The sequence below is a fragment of the Acidovorax sp. Root267 genome, from assembly GCF_001429215.1.
In the GTDB taxonomy this organism is placed as follows: domain Bacteria; phylum Pseudomonadota; class Gammaproteobacteria; order Burkholderiales; family Burkholderiaceae_C; genus Acidovorax; species Acidovorax radicis.
Window position 1 is genome coordinate 302,463 of record NZ_LMJC01000012.1, and the last position, 18,973, is coordinate 321,435.

13 protein-coding genes are annotated in these 18,973 nt (G+C 68.4%); 7 read left to right on the plus strand and 6 right to left on the minus strand.

Annotation, left to right across the window (positions count from 1 at the left end; genetic code table 11):
• Window positions 1-29: 29 nt before the first annotated feature.
• Together ASE39_RS10930 and ASE39_RS10935 are read right to left on the minus strand one after the other, a co-directional pair.
• Window positions 30-1,583, minus strand: coding sequence for an ABC transporter substrate-binding protein (locus ASE39_RS10930; protein ID WP_057228542.1), 1,554 nt, complete (start codon window positions 1,581-1,583; stop codon window positions 30-32).
• A 216-nt stretch (window positions 1,584-1,799) separates the two neighbouring features.
• On the minus strand, window positions 1,800-2,711 hold the full coding sequence (locus ASE39_RS10935; RefSeq protein ID WP_010465164.1) for a helix-turn-helix transcriptional regulator: 912 nt from the start codon (window positions 2,709-2,711) through the stop codon (window positions 1,800-1,802).
• 73 nt (window positions 2,712-2,784) lie between these two features.
• On the opposite strand from ASE39_RS10935, the gene ASE39_RS10940 reads away from it, so the two are divergent.
• A complete protein-coding gene (locus ASE39_RS10940) occupies window positions 2,785-4,242 on the plus strand; it encodes an amidase family protein (RefSeq protein WP_199864267.1) in 1,458 nt (485 codons plus the stop codon).
• Window positions 4,243-4,253: 11 nt separating this feature from the next.
• Here the strand turns inward: ASE39_RS10940 and ASE39_RS10945 are convergent, their stop codons facing one another.
• Window positions 4,254-4,772, minus strand: a complete 519-nt coding sequence (locus ASE39_RS10945; RefSeq protein ID WP_057271146.1) for a BON domain-containing protein — start codon at window positions 4,770-4,772, stop codon at window positions 4,254-4,256.
• 37 nt (window positions 4,773-4,809) lie between these two features.
• Window positions 4,810-5,292, minus strand: coding sequence for a GNAT family N-acetyltransferase (locus tag ASE39_RS10950; protein ID WP_057271147.1), 483 nt, complete (start codon window positions 5,290-5,292; stop codon window positions 4,810-4,812).
• A gap of 205 nt (window positions 5,293-5,497) precedes the next feature.
• Here ASE39_RS10950 and ASE39_RS10955 point away from each other — a divergent pair, with 205 nt between their 5' ends.
• From ASE39_RS10955 to ASE39_RS10975, 5 genes are all read left to right on the plus strand, one after another.
• Entirely contained in the window at window positions 5,498-6,625 is a 1,128-nt protein-coding gene (locus tag ASE39_RS10955) for a ligase-associated DNA damage response exonuclease (RefSeq protein WP_057271148.1), read from the plus strand.
• Entirely contained in the window at window positions 6,622-8,334 is a 1,713-nt protein-coding gene (locus ASE39_RS10960; RefSeq protein WP_057271149.1) for an ATP-dependent DNA ligase, read from the plus strand. The genes ASE39_RS10955 and ASE39_RS10960 overlap by 4 nt, the downstream gene beginning before the upstream one ends.
• The gene (locus ASE39_RS10965) at window positions 8,331-11,060 is read left to right on the plus strand and encodes a ligase-associated DNA damage response DEXH box helicase (RefSeq protein WP_057271150.1); all 2,730 of its coding nucleotides are present in this window, start codon (window positions 8,331-8,333) and stop codon (window positions 11,058-11,060) included. Before ASE39_RS10960 ends, ASE39_RS10965 begins: the two co-directional genes overlap by 4 nt.
• 33 nt (window positions 11,061-11,093) lie before the next feature.
• On the plus strand, window positions 11,094-11,819 hold the full coding sequence (gene pdeM / locus ASE39_RS10970) for a ligase-associated DNA damage response endonuclease PdeM (protein WP_242421408.1): 726 nt from the start codon (window positions 11,094-11,096) through the stop codon (window positions 11,817-11,819).
• Window positions 11,820-12,061: 242 nt separating this feature from the next.
• Entirely contained in the window at window positions 12,062-14,299 is a 2,238-nt protein-coding gene (locus tag ASE39_RS10975) for an NADP-dependent isocitrate dehydrogenase (RefSeq protein WP_057271151.1), read from the plus strand.
• A 155-nt stretch (window positions 14,300-14,454) separates the two neighbouring features.
• Here ASE39_RS10975 and ASE39_RS10980 read toward each other — a convergent pair whose 3' ends face one another.
• Window positions 14,455-15,840 carry a hypothetical protein gene (locus ASE39_RS10980; RefSeq protein WP_057271152.1) on the minus strand — a complete coding sequence of 462 codons (1,386 nt, stop codon included), beginning with the start codon at window positions 15,838-15,840 and terminating at the stop codon, window positions 14,455-14,457.
• Window positions 15,841-15,985: 145 nt separating this feature from the next.
• Between ASE39_RS10980 and ASE39_RS10985 the strand changes: the two genes are divergently transcribed.
• Window positions 15,986-16,945, plus strand: a complete 960-nt coding sequence (locus ASE39_RS10985; RefSeq protein ID WP_057271153.1) for a LysR family transcriptional regulator — start codon at window positions 15,986-15,988, stop codon at window positions 16,943-16,945.
• A 69-nt stretch (window positions 16,946-17,014) separates the two neighbouring features.
• Here ASE39_RS10985 and ggt read toward each other — a convergent pair whose 3' ends face one another.
• Entirely contained in the window at window positions 17,015-18,892 is a 1,878-nt protein-coding gene (gene ggt, locus ASE39_RS10990) for a gamma-glutamyltransferase (RefSeq protein WP_057271154.1), read from the minus strand.
• Window positions 18,893-18,973 lie beyond the last annotated feature (81 nt).

The following is an 18,973-nucleotide window of genomic DNA, read 5'->3' on the forward strand; positions in this document are numbered from 1 at the left end:
TCAACGGACGGCCTTTCGCCCCCTGCCCGTCAGTTCACCTTGATCAACCGCCAGTCAATCCGGTTGTCCGGCCGCTGCACCAGCTCCACGTTTTTCTTCATGGCCCAGGCCAGCATCTGGTTGTGCAGGGGGATGTGGGCCACGGTATCGTTTTGCAGTTGCAGGCCTTCGGTGAGCAAGCGGTTGCGCACGGGCAGGTCGGTCTCGGTCTTCACGCGGTCCACGATGTAGTCCATGCGTTCGTTGCTGTAGCGGCCCAGGTTGTAGTTGCCGTCGCCACCCGTGGTCTTGGTGCGCACCAGCGACTGCAGGGTGTACAGCGCATCAAACGTGGGCACGCCCCAGCTCAGCATCGCGATGCTGGCTTCGTGGCGCTGGGCCATGGGGTAGTAGGTGACGGCGGGCAGCGTGCGCAGCTTGGCCTTCACGCCGATGCGTGACCACATGGATGTGATGGCCTGGCACAGCTCTTCGTCCTGCACGATGGCGTTGTTGCTGCAGGCAAAGTCCACCTCGAAGCCGTCCTTGTAGCCCGCCTGGGCCAGCAAATCCTTGGCGGCGCTGGCGTCGTAGGGCAGGCGCTTGTCCACGGTTTCTGTCCAGCCGTTGACCAGGGGCGACACCATGGCGCCGGTGGGTTTGGACATGCCGCGCATGGTCACGCGCTGCAGCGTGGCGCTGTCAATGGACTGGTACAGCGCCTTGCGCACGCGAAGGTCTTTGAGTGGGTTCTTGCCCTTGATGTTGCTGCCGGGCAGCTCATCGCGGAACTGGTCCAGGGCCAGGTACACGGTGCGGTTCTCCACCATCTCCATGACCTTGAGGCTCGGGTGGGCACGCAGGCGGGCCAAGTCCTGAATGCTGGTGTCGCGCACCATGTCCACCTCACCCGAGAGCAGCGCGGCAATGCGTGTGGCTTCGGACTTGATGGGGGTATAGGTGATCTCGGTCACGTTGCCTTCCGCCTTGCCGGCATTCCACCAGTGGGGGTTGGCGGCAAACACGATCTTCTGGTCGGGCACCCATTCCTTGAGCACGAACGGCCCGGTGCCCATGGCATTGCGGTGCGAATAGGTTTCGTCCTTGGCCTTGATGTCCTTGGGCTCCACCGAGTTGTTCTTCTCGGCCCAGGCCTTGCTCATCACGCGCAGCTCGGTCAGCTGGTTGAGCAGCACAGGGTTGGGGTTCTTCAGGAAGATGTCGAGGGTCTCGCCGTCCACCTTGGCGACGCGGTCCATGCCCTGGGTGTAGATGGCGTAGGTGGACGTCTTGCTCATCGCGCGCTGCAGCGAATACACCACGTCATCGGCCGTCATGGCCGAGCCGTCGCTGAACTTCACGCCCTGGCGCAACTTGAAGCGCATCTGCGTGGGGCTGACCTGCTGCCACGAGGTGGCCAACAGCGGATCGACCTTGAGGGTGCGGCTGTTGAACATCACCAGCGACTCATACACCGCCGCATGGATGCCGTTGCCCAAGGCGCTGTTCTGCGAGTGGATGTCCATGGTCTGGATATCGCTGGACCCGGCCCAGCGGAACGTCTTGGCGTGCGCGCCCGGCATCGCGGCCACCCACGCCGCCATGGCCAGCGCGGGCACGAGCCAGCGGCGGCCTGGCCGCGCGGTGCTGGCCCCACGGGGCGTGGCGGGCTGCGGGTAGGCAGGGTGCCGCGCCACTACCGCAACGCGGGACAAAACGGTGCGCTGAGACAGGGGAGGAAGAAAGCTCTGGAACCTACGGGACATATGTTTTCCTTTGCAAGGATGGAAGCCGCAATATGCCGCAGCGGGCCGCCAAACCTACTGCGCGTTTTCCACGAAATCCACCCCTCTGCGCACGGCCCCCGGGGCGCAGAGAGCGCCCTGGGTGTCCTGGCGACCGGCCAGCTGCCGGTACTGGCTGGGGCTGATGCCACAGGCACGCTGCCAGCCGTGCACGAAGTGCGCGGAGTCGAAGAACCCTGCGGCATGCGCGATGCCCGTCAGGCTGGCCGCGCCGCCAAGCAGGGCCTGCTGCGCCTGTTCGATGCGGGCGGCCTGGCGCAGCGTGGCAAAGCCCAGGCCGTGCCGGGCCAGATCGCGTTGCAGCTGGCGCGCGCTGCGACCCAGGCGGCAGGCGGCGTCGGACAGGACCAGGGCGGGCTCCTCGCGCCACCAGGCCAGCAGGTCCAGCACCTCGTTCGCGCACCCCAGCCGCCGCGCCAGGGACTGCAGCGTGCGCGGCGCATCCGCCGGGCTGCTGCGGGTGCTGCCGCGCGCAAGCACGCTCACGCACGACGCGGCAATGCCCGCGCGGATGTCGGCACTGCGCTGCGCCGCGGCACGCAGCGCACGGTCTGGCAGCGCGGGGGATTCCCGCCGCAGCGCTCCCTGGCCATCGAGCTGCGTGTTGACGCCCAGGGGCGCCATGCGGTTGTAGGCGTTCCAGCGGTCCACGAACGCAGATGGCCCACGGCCCACGGCGGCCGGGGGCGCCAGGAGCGCCTGCACCGGGTTCAGGTCCAGCGCACACAGCAGTGCAAGGCGTGCCTCCCGCCGAGCCTCTTGCCCGCGCGCCTCCGGGCCGCCGCGCAGCACCTGCGCCACATACGCCTGGTGGGTGACGAAGCCCTGCACCTGCGTGCGCACGGCCCGCGCGAGCAGCGCGTCGGGGCGTTCGTCGATATCGCCCAGGCAGGCGGGCAGCAGGTGGTAGCAAAAAAGCGCGGCCATGGCGCTTTTATACAAGCTCGCGCGGCCCGGCCCAGAGACGATGGCCCTCTCCTCCATTCACTGTGCACACACCATGCAACGACGAGATCTTCTGGGCCTGATGGGCCTGACCGCACTGGGCGCACCCCTGCGCCCCGCTTTCGCCCACGGCGCCCCCCCCGGCCTGCTGGCGCTTGATGCCACGGCCCAGGCAGCGCTGGTGCGGGCGGGCCATCTGCAACCCGCGCAGCTGGTGCAGGCCAGCCTGGCGCGCGTGGTGGACATCAACCCCAGGCTGCAGGCGCTGGTGGAACTCTGCCCCGACCGGGCTCGCGGCCAGTGGCAGGGGCCGCCCTCCGCCGGGCCCTTCTGGGGCGTGCCGTTTGCCTACAAGGACGCGGTCGACCTGCAAGGCACGCACCGGCGCAGCGGCTCGCGCCTGCAGGCGGACGCGGCGCTTTCCAGCGCCTCGTCGCCGCTGGTGGCGCGCTGCGAAGCCAGCGGGCTGATCGCCATCGGCAAGACGGCAACGCCCGAGTTCCAGCTCAGCGCCACCACCGAGCCCCTGCTTGGCGGCCCGGTCCGCAATCCCTGGAACCCGCTGCACTCCCCGGGTGGTTCCTCGGGCGGCGCCGCGGCGGCCGTGGCCGCGGGCATGCTGCCCATGGCGCACGCGACGGATGGCGGCGGCTCGATCCGCATCCCCGCCTCGTGCTGCGGGCTGTTCGGGCTCAAGCCCAGCCGTTCGCGCATGCAGGGCTCCGGCCCGCGCGATGCCGGTGTCGACCACGCGGTGAGCCGCACGGTGCGCGACAGCGCCACGCTGTTTTGGTGGAACCAGCGCGGCGATGGCGCCGCGCCGCTGCCGCCCATGCCCGCGGTGCACGGACCCTCGGCCCGGCGCCTGCGCATTGGCTTCGCGCCGCAGAACCTCTTTGGCGAGATGCCGGACCCCGCGGTGCTGCAGGAAGTCACCCGGGTCGCGCGGCTGTGCGAACGGCTTGGGCATCAGGTGCAGCCCTTTGCGCATGGCATCGACGGCGAGCGGTTCTTCGATGCCTTCATGGTCGCCTGGAGCGGCGGCGCCGACCGGGCACTGCAGCAGGCCGAGGGCACGGGCCGCCCGCCCGACACGCTGCTGGAGCCCTGGACCCTGCACCTGGCACGGCACGCGCGCGCGCTCCCCGCCGGCGCGGCGGCACGCGCCGGCGCGCACTTTGCCGCCGTGGGCGCGCAGGTGAATGCCTGGTTCGACGCCGTGGATGTCGTGCTCAGCCCGGTGGCCGCCAGCGAGCCGCCACCGCTGGGGTGGCTCGCCCCCACCGTGCCCGGCGCCACGCTGTGGGCCCGGCTGATGCGCTATGCGTCGTACACACCGCTGCACAACGTGGCGGGCACGCCAGCGATGTCGGTCCCGCTGGGACTGAGCGCGCGCGGCCTGCCCATCGGCAGCCATTTCGCGGCGCGGGTCGGCGACGAGCAGACCCTGTTCGCACTGGCCTATGAACTGGAACAGGCCGAACCCTGGTCGCACCGGGTCCCACCCCTGTGAATGGAGCCCCGTCAGGGGCGCGAGGGCGCAAGCGGGTAGCGCGCGCCCTCGCGCGCCGTGCCCACCTGCAGCAGGTTGATGACACCCATCACGTCATCCACCAGCCCCACGGCTTTCTCGAGCGCCAGCGACTGCGCCTCGGACTGCACGCAGCCCATCAGCGTGACCAGCCGCCGCTCGCCCAGCACCCACACGCTGGTGTCGTCAAAACGCCCCTCCTCGCGGATATAGCGCTGCACGCGCGGAATGAGCTCCGCGTCGTACAGGTAGGAGTTGGGCAGCCGGCAGCGCCCCACGCGGTGGCAGCTGCCGCCATGCTGCGAGCGCGTGTGCGCCAGCTCGCGCACCTCGGCCTCGGTGTAGAGCGGGCCCTCGGGCACGGGGCATTGCGGGATGGCGCTCGTGACCTGGACGAAGGGGTCGTTGAAGGCGTTGGTGCGGGGGGCTGGGCTGCCGTCCTGGGCAACGGCCAGGGCAGCCACCCCCAACCACAGCAGGAAGAACTGGAAGAACACACAAACACGGCGCATGCATTGCTCCTTGGTGGACGGCAGGCACCCACGCTGCCTACAACGCGATCTGGTATCGCGCAAATTCCCTGCGGCCTTTCAGCACACAGTCGTACAGGGTAAAACCAAAGCCCTCATAGAGTGCGCGCAGCGGCTGCCGATCGGCCACGCAGTCCAGCCGCAGGTAACGCACACCCAGGCTGCGGGCGTGCTCGCGCCCGAACGCCAGCAGCGCGGCAGACACCCCCTGCCCCGCCCATGCCCGCCGCACGGCCAGCTTGTGCAGGAACGCGGAGGTGCCTGGTTCCGCATCCGGCCAGAAAGTGGGGTCTTCGCGCTGCCAGCGCACCACGCCCGCCACGTCATCGCCCACCCTGGCCACCAGGAAGTGGCCGGTATCCACATCCTGCTGCACACGTTCCTCGCTGAAATCGGACACGGCCCACAGCGGCATCTGGCGGTCTACCAGCCACTGCGCGGCCTCGTGCAGCACCGCCGCGATGGCGGCGGCGTCTGACGGGCGGGCGATTTCTGTGTGCATACGAAAGCGGTATTGGCCTGCAGACAGGGAAGGTGCACGCAGGATGATGGGATGGCGCAACGAACTATCCGCCTGCACAGCAGGCAGATTGCGGTTTACTCATTTTTTGATAGCTATTGGCGCTTGATGGATAAGCGCTGGCAGTCATTTTTATCTAAATTCTAGGGACAAAACCTCTTTCTGCAATCCCCAGCCCGCCCCCCGGATGGGGCGTGCCCCCTACGATGCCCTGACCGTGCCCCCCAGCGACCTCATCGTCCACCGCCCCGAAGGCCTGTACTGCCCGGCCGGGGATTTCTACATCGACCCCTGGCGGCCGGTCAGCCGGGCCGTGATCACGCATGCGCATTCGGACCATGCGCGCATGGGCTCGGCCCACTACCTGGCGCACCAGGACAGCGAAGGCACGCTGCGCAACCGACTCGGGGCCGATATCGACCTGCAGACGCTGGCCTATGGCGACACCATCGACCACCACGGCGTGCGCCTGTCGCTGCACCCGGCGGGGCATGTGCTGGGATCGGCCCAGGTGCGGGTGGAACATAGCGGCCAGGTGTGGGTGGCCTCGGGCGACTACAAGCTCGAAGACGATGGCACCTGCCCGCCGTTCGAGCCGGTGCGCTGCCATACCTTCATCACCGAATCGACCTTCGGCCTGCCCATCTACCGCTGGCCCTCGCAGCCCGTGCTGTTCGCCGACATCAATGCCTGGTGGGCCGCGAATGCGGCGGCGGGCAAGGCCAGCGTGCTGTATGCGTATGCCTTCGGCAAGGCGCAGCGGCTGCTGCACGGGGTGGATGCCAGCATCGGTCCCATCGTCGTGCATGGCGCGGTAGACCCGCTCAATGCCGTGTACCGCGCGGCGGGCGTGGCGCTGCCACCCACCCTGCGCGTGACGGACCCGGGCGTCACCAAAGCCGAGTTGCGCCGCGCGCTGGTGCTGGCCCCGCCCTCGGCCGCGGGCACGCCCTGGCTCAAGCGTTTTGGCGAGCATTCCGATGCGTTTGCCAGCGGCTGGATGCTGGTGCGCGGCGCACGGCGTCGGCGCGGCGTGGACCGGGGCTTCGTGATGAGCGACCATGCCGACTGGCCCAGCCTGCAAAAGGCCATCGGCGCCACCGGGGCCGAGCGCGTCATCGTCACCCACGGCAGCACCGAGGTGATGGTGCGCTGGCTGTGCGAGCAGGGTCTGGACGCGCAGGTGTTCAAGACCGAATACGGCGCCGACGACAACGAGGACGACAACGCTGCCACACCCGCGCCCGCTGCAGCCTCCGACACCGACCCAGCTGCAGCAGATGCTGAAACCCCGGCGGAGGCGAAGGCACCATGAAGGCCTTTGCCGAGCTGTTCCAAGCCCTGGATACCACCACCGCGCAGTCGGCCAAGCTGGCCGCGCTGGTGGCCTACCTGCGCGTGGCGCCGCCGGCCGATGCGGCCTGGGCCACCTACTTTCTGGCGGGTGGCAAACCGCGCCAGATGGTGCCCACCAAGCGCCTCAAAGCCCTGGCGCAAGAGGCCGCGGGCCTGCCCGAGTGGCTGTTCGAAGAGAGCTACCAGGCCGTGGGCGACCTGGCCGAAACCCTGGCCCTGCTGCTGCCCCCGCCCGCGCAGCCCGTGGACCTGCCGCTGGCCGAGTGGATGGCCCGGCTGCTGCCCCTGCGCGCCCTGCCCCCCGAGGAGGCCGATGCCCGGCTGCGCACGCAGTGGGACATGCTGGCGCCGGAGCAGCGCTTCGTGTACTTCAAGCTCATCACCGGCAACTTCCGCGTGGGGGTGTCGCGCCTGCAGGTCACGCAGGCGTTGGCCACGGTGAGCGCCCTGGACCCCAAGCGCATCGCCCACCGGCTCATGGGCTACACACAGATCGGCCGGCAGCCCGCGGCAGACGACTACGCAGCTCTGGTCGCACCGGTGGACGATGCTGCCAATGGCAGCGAGCCCGGCACCGGCGATACCGGCATGGCGGGCCAGCCCTACCCCTTCTTCCTGGCGCACCCGTTCAGCCAGCCCGTGGCCGAGATGCCCGCGCTGCTCGGCGCGCCCGGTGACTGGCTGGTGGAGTGGAAGTGGGACGGCATCCGCACGCAGATCGTGCGGCGTGCGGGCGCGGTGTGGGTCTGGTCGCGCGGCGAGGAGCTGGTGACCGACCGCTTCCCCGAGCTGGCCGAGGCCGCGATGGCGCAGCTGCCCGATGGCACAGTGGTCGATGGCGAGATCCTGGTGTGGCTTCCCGACGAGCCCCAGCCGCGCCCCTTTGCCGACCTGCAAAAGCGCCTAGGCCGCAAGACCCTGGGCCCCAAGCTGCTGCGCGAACTGCCCGTGGTGCTGGTGACCTACGACCTGCTGGAGCATGCGGGGCAGGACCTGCGCCAGCAGCCGCAGCAGGCGCGGCGCGCGCTGCTGGAGGCTACGCTGCAAGTCGACCTGGCCGCCGCGATTGCACCCGCACCGCAGCACACCCTGCGACTGAGCGCGCTGCTGCAGGGCGACGACTGGGAGGACCTGGCGCGCCAGCGCGAGGCCGCGCGTAGCATGGGCACCGAAGGCTTCATGCTCAAGAACCGCCAGGCGCACTACGGCGTGGGCCGCACCAAGGACGTGGGCGTGTGGTGGAAGTGGAAGATCGACCCGATGAGCGTGGACGCCGTGCTGATCTACGCCCAGCGCGGCCACGGCCGCCGCGCCAGCCTTTACAGCGACTACACCTTTGCCGTGTGGAACGGCCCGCAGGGCGACCCCGAGCGCCAGCTGGTGCCGTTCGCCAAGGCCTACTCGGGTCTGACGGACGTGGAGATCGGCCAGGTGGACGCCATCATCCGCAAGACCACGCGCGAGAGCTTTGGCCCCGTGCGCAGCGTGGATGCGACCATGGTGTTCGAACTGGGCTTCGAGGGCATCGGCAAGAGCCCGCGCCACAAGGGCGGCATCGCAGTGCGCTTTCCGCGCATGCTGCGCTGGCGCAAGGACAAGACCGTGGCCGAGGCGGACACGCTGCAAACCTTGATGGCGCTGTTGCCGGGGCAGGACGCACCGCAATGAGCACCGCCGCCAAGGCCCCGCCCCGCCGCCCACGCAAGCCGTTGCCCACCGTCGCCCTGAGTGCCGCAGCGGGCTGGATGGCGGCGCGCGGCTGGCAGCCCTTCGGCTTTCAGCAAGAGGTGTGGCGCGCCCTGGGCGAGGGTCGCTCGGGCCTGCTGCATGCCACCACCGGTGCGGGCAAAACCTATGCCGTGTGGCTGGGGGCGCTGCAGCACCTGGCGCTGGCAGGCGAGCCCTTTGCACCGACTGCACAGGCCAGCGCGCGCACGGCCCTGCGCACACGCCGTGCGGCAGCGCCGCCGCTCACGGTGCTGTGGATCACCCCCATGCGCGCCCTGGCGGCCGACACGCTGCGGGCGCTGGTCGCGCCCCTGCCCGATCTGGCGCCGGACTGGACCGGCGGCCTGCGCACCGGCGACACCTCCAGCGGTGAGCGCGCCGCACAGGACCGGCGCCTGCCCACGCTGCTGGTGACCACACCCGAAAGCGTGTCGCTGCTGCTGGCCCGCGCCGACGCCCACGAGCGCCTGCGCCACGTGCGCCTGGTCGTTGTGGACGAATGGCACGAACTGGTGGGCAACAAACGCGGCGTGCAGGCGCAGCTGGCGCTGGCGCGCCTGTCGGGCTGGAACCCGACGCTGCAGGTCTGGGGCATGTCGGCCACGCTGGGCAACCTGCAGGAGGCGCTGGACACGCTGCTGCCCCGCCCGGTGCAGGGCGCCCCCGCCGCACCGCCCGCCGTGCTGGTGCAGGGCCGCATCGACAAGGCGCTGCAGGTCGACGTGATGCTGCCGGCCAAGGTGGACCGCTTCGCCTGGGCCGGCCACATGGGCCTGGCACTGCTGCCGCAGGTGGTGCAGTCCATCGAGGCCTGCGCATCGACCCTGGTCTTCACCAACACCCGCTCGCAGGCCGAGCGCTGGTACCAGGCGCTGCTGGAGGCGCGGCCCGACTGGGCCGGCACCCTGGCACTGCACCATGGCTCGCTGGGCCAGGAGGTGCGCGCCTGGGTGGAGAACGGGCTCAAGGCCGGCCAGCTCAAGGCGGTGGTCTGCACCTCGAGCCTGGACCTGGGCGTGGACTTTCTGCCCGTGGAGCAGGTGCTGCAGATCGGCTCGGCCAAGGGCGTGGGGCGGTTGGTGCAGCGCGCGGGCCGCTCGGGCCATGCACCGGGGCGCACCTCCAGCATCACGCTGGTGCCCACGCACAGCCTGGAGCTGGTGGAGGCCGCCGCCGCGCGCCATGCACTGGCGCTGGGCCGCATCGAAGAGCGGCACACGCCGCACGCGCCGCTGGACGTGCTGGTGCAGCACCTGGTCACCATCGCACTGGGCGGCGGCTTCGTGCCCGCGGAGCTGCTGGCCGAGGTGCGCCGCGCGCCGGCCTATGCCACGCTGGCCGATGGCGACTGGCAATGGGCCCTGCAGTTCGTGCGCCAGGGCGGGGCCTCGCTGGCCATCTATCCCGACTTCCAGCGCGCCGTGCCCGACGAGGAAGGCGTGTGGCGCGTGCCCGATGCGCGGCTGGCGCGCCGCCACCGCAGCAACATCGGCACCATCGTGAGCGATGCCAGCATGCAGGTGCAGTTCGTGAGCGGCGGGCGCCTGGGTTCGGTGGAAGAGAGCTTCATCGCCCGGCTGCGCAAGGGCGATGTGTTCATGTTCGCGGGCCGCCTGCTGGAGCTGGTGCGCACCCAGCAGATGACGGCCTACGTGCGCATCGCGCCCCGCGGCAGCGCCGCGCTGCCGCGCTGGAACGGCGGGCGCATGCCGTTGTCGAACACCCTAGCAGACGCCATGCTGGAGATGCTGGAGCAGGCCGAGCGCGGCGTGTACGCATCGCCCGAGATGCAGTCCGCCCGGCCCCTGCTGGCGCTGCAGCACGCCTGGTCCGCCCTGCCCACACCCGGCCGCCTGGTGGCCGAGACCCTGCACACGCGCGAGGGCTGGCACCTGTACCTGTACCCGCTGGCGGGCCGTCTGGTGCACCTGGGCCTGGCCGGCCTGCTGGCCTGGCGCGCGTCGCAGCAGGTGGCCAACACCTTTTCCATCGCCGTCAACGACTATGGGCTGGAGCTGCTCTCGGCAAAGCCCATCGCCTGGGCCACGCTGCTGCCGCGCATCCTGGGCGAGGGCACGCCCACCACCCTCGGCAGCGGGCTCGAAGAGGAGGTGCTCGCCAGCCTCAACGCCACCGAAATGGCGCGCCGGCGCTTTCGCGAGATCGCGCGCATCGCCGGCCTCATCTTCCAGAGCCACCCGGGCGAGCAGCGCAGCAGCCGCCAGCTGCAGGCCTCGTCGTCGCTGTACTACGACGTGTTCGCCCAGTACGACCCGGACAACCTGCTGCTGGCCCAGGCCCGCGCCGAGCTGCTGGCCAACGAGCTCGATATGGAGCGACTGGCCCGCACGCTGCGCGGCATGCAGGCGCAGACACTGTCCATCCATGAGCTGGAACGCCCCACCCCGTTCGCCCTGCCGCTGATGGTCGAGCGCTTTCGCGAACGTCTGAGCACCGAGACCTTGGCCGACCGCCTGGCGCGCATGGTGCAGGCGCTGGAGAAGGCCGCCGACGACACCACCGGCACCCACCACGCCGATAATCCCGTGGCCCCGGCCGACATGGCCTGGGACGTCCCCGACGGCGCCACCGCATCCCCCCGGCGCGCACGCCGAGGCGATGCAGGCGACAAGCCCCGCCGGCCCCGGGGACGCCACGGATTCTGAGCACGACGACGAAGACGACGACCGACCTTGCCCGTGACTGCAGACACCGACACCACCGCCCCGTCGCTTGCATCCCCACCTGCTGGCGCCCATGCCATCACCCTGCCCTGCGGCACCGCCCTGTGGCTGCTGCCCCAGCGCGCCGTGTGGTGGCCCGCTGCGCGCATGGCCTTCGTGGCCGACGTGCACTTCGGCAAGGCGGCCACCTTCCGCCGCGCGGGCCAGCCGGTGCCACACGGCACCACGGCCGACAACCTGGCAAGGCTCGACGCGGTGCTAGCCGTGACGGGCGCGGAGCACCTCGTCTTTCTCGGCGACTTTTTGCACGCCCGTAGCGGTGCGGCCGATGCCCTGTGGCAGCAGTTGCTGCCGTGGCGCGAGCGCCATGCGCAGTTGCAGATGACCCTGGTGCGCGGCAATCACGACCTGCACGCGGGCGACCCACCTACACCGTTGGCCCTGGCCATCGTGAACGAGCCCTGGTTGCCCCATGCCGACACACCTTTGCTGGCCTGCCACCACCCGCAAGCTGTCGTCGGCCACACCGTGCTGGCGGGCCATCTGCACCCCACTCTGCGACTGAACGGCCCCGGGCGCGACTCCCTGCGGGCGCCTTGTTTTGGCTGGGGAGAGGGGCAACTGATCCTGCCCGCCTTTGGGGCGTTTACCGGCGCATCACCCGCTGCACTTCCTGGCAGCTGGGCCCGGTTTGCGGTCACGCCGGGCCGCGTGGCGGCGGTCCCGGCAGGCTTTTCATAGCCCGCGCGGAGTGACGGTACGGCGGCACCCGCCCACCCAAACCGCTCGTGGCAGAAGGGTGATTACCACCTTTTTGGTGAAAAAAAGTGCCGCAGGCTTATGATAATTTTGCATTGTGAGATTCGATTGCAAAAACAGCGGGCACAGACAGCCCCGAGCAAGGAGAATCAGAGAGCATCCGCGTTTGGCCCCGCTGCAACGCAGCCGAGGGCATTTACACACTCTGTTTCGTGAGACAAGCCATGACGACCCAGCAACCGACCATCATCTACACCCTGACCGACGAAGCCCCCCGTCTGGCCACGGCTTCCTTCCTGCCCATCATCCGCACCTTTGCGGCGCCAGCGGGCATCAACGTGACCGAGAGCGACATCTCCGTGGCCGCACGCGTGCTGGGCGAGTTCCCCGAATCGCTGACCGCCGAACAGAAGGTGCCCAACACCCTGGCAGAGCTGGGCAAGAAGACCTTGCAGGCCGATGCCAACATCATCAAGCTGCCCAACATCAGCGCCTCGGTCGGCCAATTGCAGGCCTGCATCAAGGAACTGCAGGGCAAGGGCTATGCGATCCCTGACTACCCTGAAGATCCCAAGACCGAAGAAGAAAAAGCAATCCGCGCGCGTTATGCCCGCTGCATCGGCTCGGCCGTGAACCCCGTGCTGCGCGAAGGCAACTCCGACCGCCGCGCCCCCAAGGCCGTGAAGGAATACGCGCGCAAGAACCCACACAGCATGGCCGACTGGAGCCAGGCATCGCGCTCGCACGTGTCACACATGCACGCTGGCGACTTCTACCATGGCGAAAAGTCCATGACGCTGGACCGCGCCCGCGACGTGAAGATGGAGCTGATCACCAAGAGCGGCAAGACCGTGGTGCTCAAGCAAAAGGTGTCGCTGCTGGACCGCGAAATCATCGACAGCATGTTCATGAGCAAGAAGGCGCTCGTCGAGTTCTACGAGAAGGAAATCGAAGACGCGCGCAAGACCGGCGTGATGTTCTCGCTGCACGTGAAGGCCACGATGATGAAGGTGTCCCACCCCATCGTGTTCGGCCACTGCGTGAAGATCTTCTACAAGGACGCGTTCGCCAAGCACGGCAAGCTGTTCGAAGAGCTGGGCGTGAACGTGAACAACGGCATGGCCAACCTGTACGAAAAGGTCGCCACGCTGCCCACGGCCCAGCGCGAAGAAGTCCTGAAGGACCTGCACGCCTGCCACGAAGGCCGCCCCGAGCTGGCCATGGTCGATTCGGCCAAGGGCATTACCAATTTCCACTCGCCCAACGACATCATCGTGGACGCCTCCATGCCCGCGATGATCCGCAACGGCGGCAAGATGTGGGGCGCCGACGGCCGCCTGAAGGACGTGAAGGCCGTGATGCCCGAATCGACCTTCGCCCGCATCTACCAGGAGATCATCAACTTCTGCAAATGGCACGGCGCGTTCGACCCCAAGACCATGGGCACGGTACCCAACGTGGGCCTGATGGCCCAGCAGGCCGAAGAGTACGGCTCGCACGACAAGACGTTTGAGATCACCGAAGACGGCGTGGCCAACATCACCGATCTGGCCACCGGCGAAGTGCTGCTCTCCCAGAACGTGGAAGCCGGCGACATCTGGCGCATGTGCCAGGTCAAGGACGCCGCGATCCGCGACTGGGTCAAGCTGGCCGTGAACCGCGCGCGCAATTCCGGCATGCCCGTGGTGTTCTGGCTTGACTCGTACCGCCCGCACGAAGCGCAGCTGATCACCAAGGTCAAGATGTACCTGCACGAGCACAACACGGCGGGCCTGGACATCCAGATCATGAGCCAGGTGCGTGCGATGCGCTACACGCTGGAGCGCGTGATCCGTGGCCAGGACACCATCAGCGCCACCGGCAACATCCTGCGCGACTACCTGACCGACCTGTTCCCCATCATGGAACTGGGCACCTCGGCCAAGATGCTGTCCATCGTGCCCCTGATGGCGGGTGGCGGCATGTACGAAACCGGCGCGGGCGGCTCCGCACCCAAGCATGTGCAGCAGCTGGTGGAAGAAAACCACCTGCGCTGGGATTCGCTGGGCGAGTTCCTGGCGCTGGCCGTGTCGCTGGAAGACCTGGGCCTGAAGACCGGCAACGCCAAGGCCAAGGTGCTGGCCAAGACGCTGGACGCCGCCACGGGCAAGCTTCTGGACAACAACAAGAATCCTTCGCCCAAGACCGGCCAGCTCGACAACCGTGGCAGCCAGTTCTACCTGGCCCTGTACTGGGCCCAGGAACTGGCCGCACAAACCGACGATGCCGGTCTGGCCAAGCTGTTCGCACCGCTGGCCAAACAACTGACCGCTGACGAACAGACCATCGTGGCCGAGCTGGCTGCGGTGCAGGGCGCACCCGCCGACATCGGTGGCTACTACCTGCCCGACACCGCCAAGCTGGACGCCGTGATGCGCCCCAGCAAGACGCTGAATGCAGCGTTGAAGACCGTGGCTGCATAAACAACAAACAGCCCGCTCCCCAAAAAAGGCCCCGCATGTCGGGGCCTTTTTTATTGCCGGACCGCACCAGTATGGAAAAAAAAAGCAGCCCCTGGAGGGAGCCACATTTCAGGTCACAAATGATGGGGAAGAGCGGCGCTACCCCTGCCCGAACATCAGGGCCGTTCGCGGTCGGCCACGCGGGTGCTCAGCGCCGCAGGCACATAGCGGGGAAGGAACGCACACCCCTTGCCGAAATGCGCCTCGAAGGCCGGGCACTGCGCTGCGATGCCCTCGGGCGTGGGCTTCACACCTCCGTCCACCCAGCGCAGCAAGGCGGTCATCAGCGTCGGGTAGGTGGGGTCGCTCAGGTAGCTGTGGGTGTGGTGCTGGGTGAAGGTCTGCACCAGGCGCGCGGCGCTGCCACCTTGCTCCATGGTGGCCTTGAAGGCCGCGTCCAGCTCGACAAAGGCCGTGGGGTCGTCCACACCTTTCACGGTGAGCACCGGCACGGGGATGCGACCACTGAGGTCCGTGTCCTGCGCAAACCGCGCCACGGCGGCGGGGTCCGCGCGGTAGCGCAGCACGGCGGCATTCAAGGCCGCATCGTCGGGTGAGCCCTTGTACTGCACGCCCTGGTTGCCAAACGGGCTCGCACCCCCGGCGCGGTGCTGCACCACATCGCGGTAGTGGAACGTGGCCCAGTTCATGTGGCCCTGGATGGAGCTGGCGGGGATGCGGATCACGTCGACAAGGGCCTTGAGTTTGCGCTGCTGCTCGGGCGTGCGCTCTGCAGCGGATTTGTTCAGCGCCAGGCATTCGTTCACGCGCGCCGCCAGATCCGCCTGCGTCATGGCCGCATCGCGCTGCAGGCCGATGTTGAGCGGGTACGCCGCCTCGGTGGGCCGGGGGTGGTTGTTGCACAGGTATTGGTAGACCACGCGCAGATCGGTGCGGAAATCGTACGAACGCGTGCCGCCTGCCAACACGCCGCTGGTGAGCAGCACAGCGTCGTAAGGGCGTTTGCCACTAGTCGCCGTGGCCTGGAACATCTCGGCCCCCTTGGCCGCCACGCTGGCGCCCCACGACTGGCCGTGCAGGATGGTGCGCTGCGGCTGGATCACGTGCTGCACGAAGATCTGCCGCAGGCGCTCGATGTCTTCGGCCGCCGCGCGCACCTCCACGCCGCCCTGGCGGAAGGTGCTACCCGCCCAGGCATAGCCCGCACGGACCATGATGGACCAGCGCTCCAGGTCCTCCACCGCGCGCTCCATCCTGGGCGCGCCCAGCGCCGGGCCGCCGTGGGCGTGCAGCACCAGGTGGCCGTTCCATTGCTGCGGCATGGCAATCAGGTAATACGCCCCTGCGGAATCCTTGCCCGACAGGCAGCGGGCGATGGGCGCCAAGTCCTTGGGGCATGGCGTGGCGGCGGGTGCGGCCTCGGCCACCGCCTGGGGTTGGGTGGCAACCGGCGCACAGGCAGCCAAAACAGCAGCCGCCAGGGCGGCCGGCGCGGCCCCGGTCCAGCGGGGCCAGGCGCGAAGCGGCGGAAAAGCAGCCATGGGGAAAGTCTCCGTTGAATGATGGTTGTGGTGGGTAGCTGCTGCGCATCGTAGAAACGGAGTTCCGATACGTCAAATAGGTCCATCCACCATCTTCGATATGATTTACGTATGAGATCGCTACCTACACCATCGCACCGCTGACATGGACATCCGCCAGCTCCGCTACTTTCTCGCTGTTGCAGACGCCGGGCACATGACGCGCGCCGCCGAGCAGCTGGGCATGGCCCAGCCCCCACTCAGCCAGCAAATCAAGCTGCTTGAAAACACGGTGGGCATGGCTTTGTTCAAGCGCCATGCCAAGGGCGTGACACTGACCGAAGCGGGCCGCGCACTACAAGCTGACGCCACGCGCCTGGTGCACGACTTCGATGCGCTGCAAAGCCGCATGCAGCTGCTGGCCGAGGGCAAAACCGGGCGGCTGGCGATTGCGTTCACCAGTTCCGCCGCGGCCCATGAGTTCACGCCGTTTGCGCTGCGTGAGTGCCGCGCGCGCCACCCGGGCCTGGTGCTGGAGATTGGCGAGAACAACGCCGCCGAGATCACCGAGGCCGTCGCCGATGGACGCCTGCACTGCGGCCTGCTGCGCGTGCCGGTGGCGCGGCCTGCGGGCCTGGCGTTCGACACGCTGCAGCACGAGCCCGCCATGGTGGCGCTGCCCATCGACCACCCGCTGGCACAACGCCAACGGCGCGGCAAGCCGCTGCCCATTCAGATCGCCGACCTGGAGGGCGAGCCCATGATCCTGGTGCGCCGCCCGGGCGCGCCCGGCCTATACGCCAACCTGCTCACGCTGTGCAGCGAACAGGGCGTGCGCCCCCGTGTGGTGGCCGAAGTGGCACGCATGCTGACCAACCTCAACCTGGTGGCTGCGGGCACCGGCATTTCCGTGGTGCCGTCGTCCATGCTGGGCGTGCACCGCCACGCCATTGCCTACCGGCCGCTGGTGGATGGCGGGCGGCTGGATGTGCCACTCACCCTGGTCTACCGTGTGGACGACAACATGGGCCCCACGGCCACCTTCACTGCCTTGCTGCGCACGCTGGCGGGCGAACAACATCTGGCGGTGGCCACAGAGCCTCCAAAGAAAAAGGCTGCCCGGTAGCCCACCAGACAGCCCTTCCGTGCGTCGGCTCGACCCCATCAGGGGCAGAACCGGTCACCTCGCCGCGCTTCAGTTGTTGCCCAGCGCGATCCCCTCACGGCGTGGATCGGCTCCACCTGCATGGGTCCCGGCGCCGGGGTTGCGCGCCAGCAGGCCCGCATTGCCGTTGGACCGCAGGCCATTGAACACCGCACCGTGCAGGCCGCTGGTGAACGTGTCGGTCTGCGCCACGGTGTGGCCGCGCGCCTTGAGGCCCTCGCGGATGGCAGCAGTGTCGATGACCGAGCCCTTTTCGATGGACGTGGTGGCGTTGGTCTGCGCACCAAAGTTCGGCAGGTTGATGGCCTGCTGCACGTTCAGGCCCCAGTCCGTCATGCCCAGGATGGTCTTGGCGGTGTACTGGATGATGGCGCTGCCGCCGGGCGAGCCGACCACGCCTTCGAGGTCACCCGTGGTGGCGTTGAAGACGATGGTGGGCGCCATCGAACTGCGGGGGCGCTTGCCGGGCTGCACGCTGTTGGCAATGGGGTTGCCTGCCGCGTCGGTGGCCGTGAACGAGAAGTCGGTGAGCTGGTTGTTCAGCAAGAAGCCGCGCACCATCTGCAGGCTGCCAAAGCCGTTCTCGATGGTGGTCGTCATGGACACCGCGTTGCCTGCACTGTCGATGATGGACAGGTGTGTGGTCGATGGCAGGGCCAGCGAGTTGTCCTGCCCCTTGGCGCCGCTCACCCCCGGTGGCGTACCGGCCACGGGCACGCCGATGCTCTTTTGCAGGCTGATGAGCTTGGCACGCTCCTTGAGGTAGTCGGCGTTGATCAGGCCCGCCTGGGGCACGCTCACAAAGTCGGGGTCGGCCACGTACAGGGCGCGGTCCGCATAGGCCAGGCGGTAGGCCTCGGACACCACGTGCACCGAATCGAGCGTGTTGGGCTTCATGGCCGCCAGGTCAAAGCCCTGCAGCAACCCCAGCGTCTGCAACACGGCAATGCCGCCCGAGCTGGGCGCGGGCATGCCACACACGCGGTACAACACGCGGTACACGCCACACACGGGCTCGCGCACCTTGTGGGTGTAGCCGCTCAGGTCATCGAGCGCCAGCTTGCCGGGGTTGGTGGGGTGGCTGGCCACCTTGGCCACGATGTCCTTGGCAATATCGCCCTGGTAGAACGCGTTGGCGCCGCCAGCCGCAATGGCCTTGAGCGTGGCTGCCAGCTCCGGGTTCTTGAGCAGCGTGCCTGCTGCCTTGGCCGTGCCGTCGGCGTTAAGAAAGTAGCTGGCGCCGGGCTCGCCTTGCGCCTTGATGCGTGCGGCCGAGCCTGCGATCGACACACTCATGCGCGGCGAAATCGCAAAACCTTCTTCACTGAGCTTGATCGCGGGCTCGAACAGGTCCTTCCATGGCAGCTTGCCGTGCGCCTTGTGGGCGGCTTCGAGCATGCGTAACACACCCGGCGTACCGACCGACAGGCCACCATCCACCGCCGCCAGGAACGCCAGCGGCTTGCCATCGGCACCGATGAACAGGTTGGGCGTAGCTGCCTTGGGTGCGGTCTCGCGGCCATCGTAGGCCAGCAGCTTGTTCGCGCCCTTGTCGTAATGCAGCATGAAGGCTCCGCCCCCTATGCCCGACGACTGCGGCTCCACCAGGTTCAGCACCATCTGCACCGCAATGGCGGCATCCGTGGCGGTGCCACCCTTGGCCAGGATGTCCACGCCCGCCTTCACCGCCAATGGGTTGGCCGCAGCCACCATGTCTTTGTTGGCGTAGCTGATGGCTTTGGGGGTGTAGCCTGAGGGCGGCTCGGGCGGCACGTACTGCTCGGTGGGTTCGGGTGTGGCCACCGGGGTCGTGGGGCCGTCATTGCCACCACAGGCGGCCAGCACGGCCAGTGCGGCGATGCTCAGGCCCGTGGCAAAAGGGTTGCGTCGAAAGACAGAAGGCGCCATGAATGAAATCCTTGGAAGAACGGGAGGAACAAAGCGGGCCCTGGCAGCGGGCCACGGTGGGCGGACTTGCCTGCACCACGA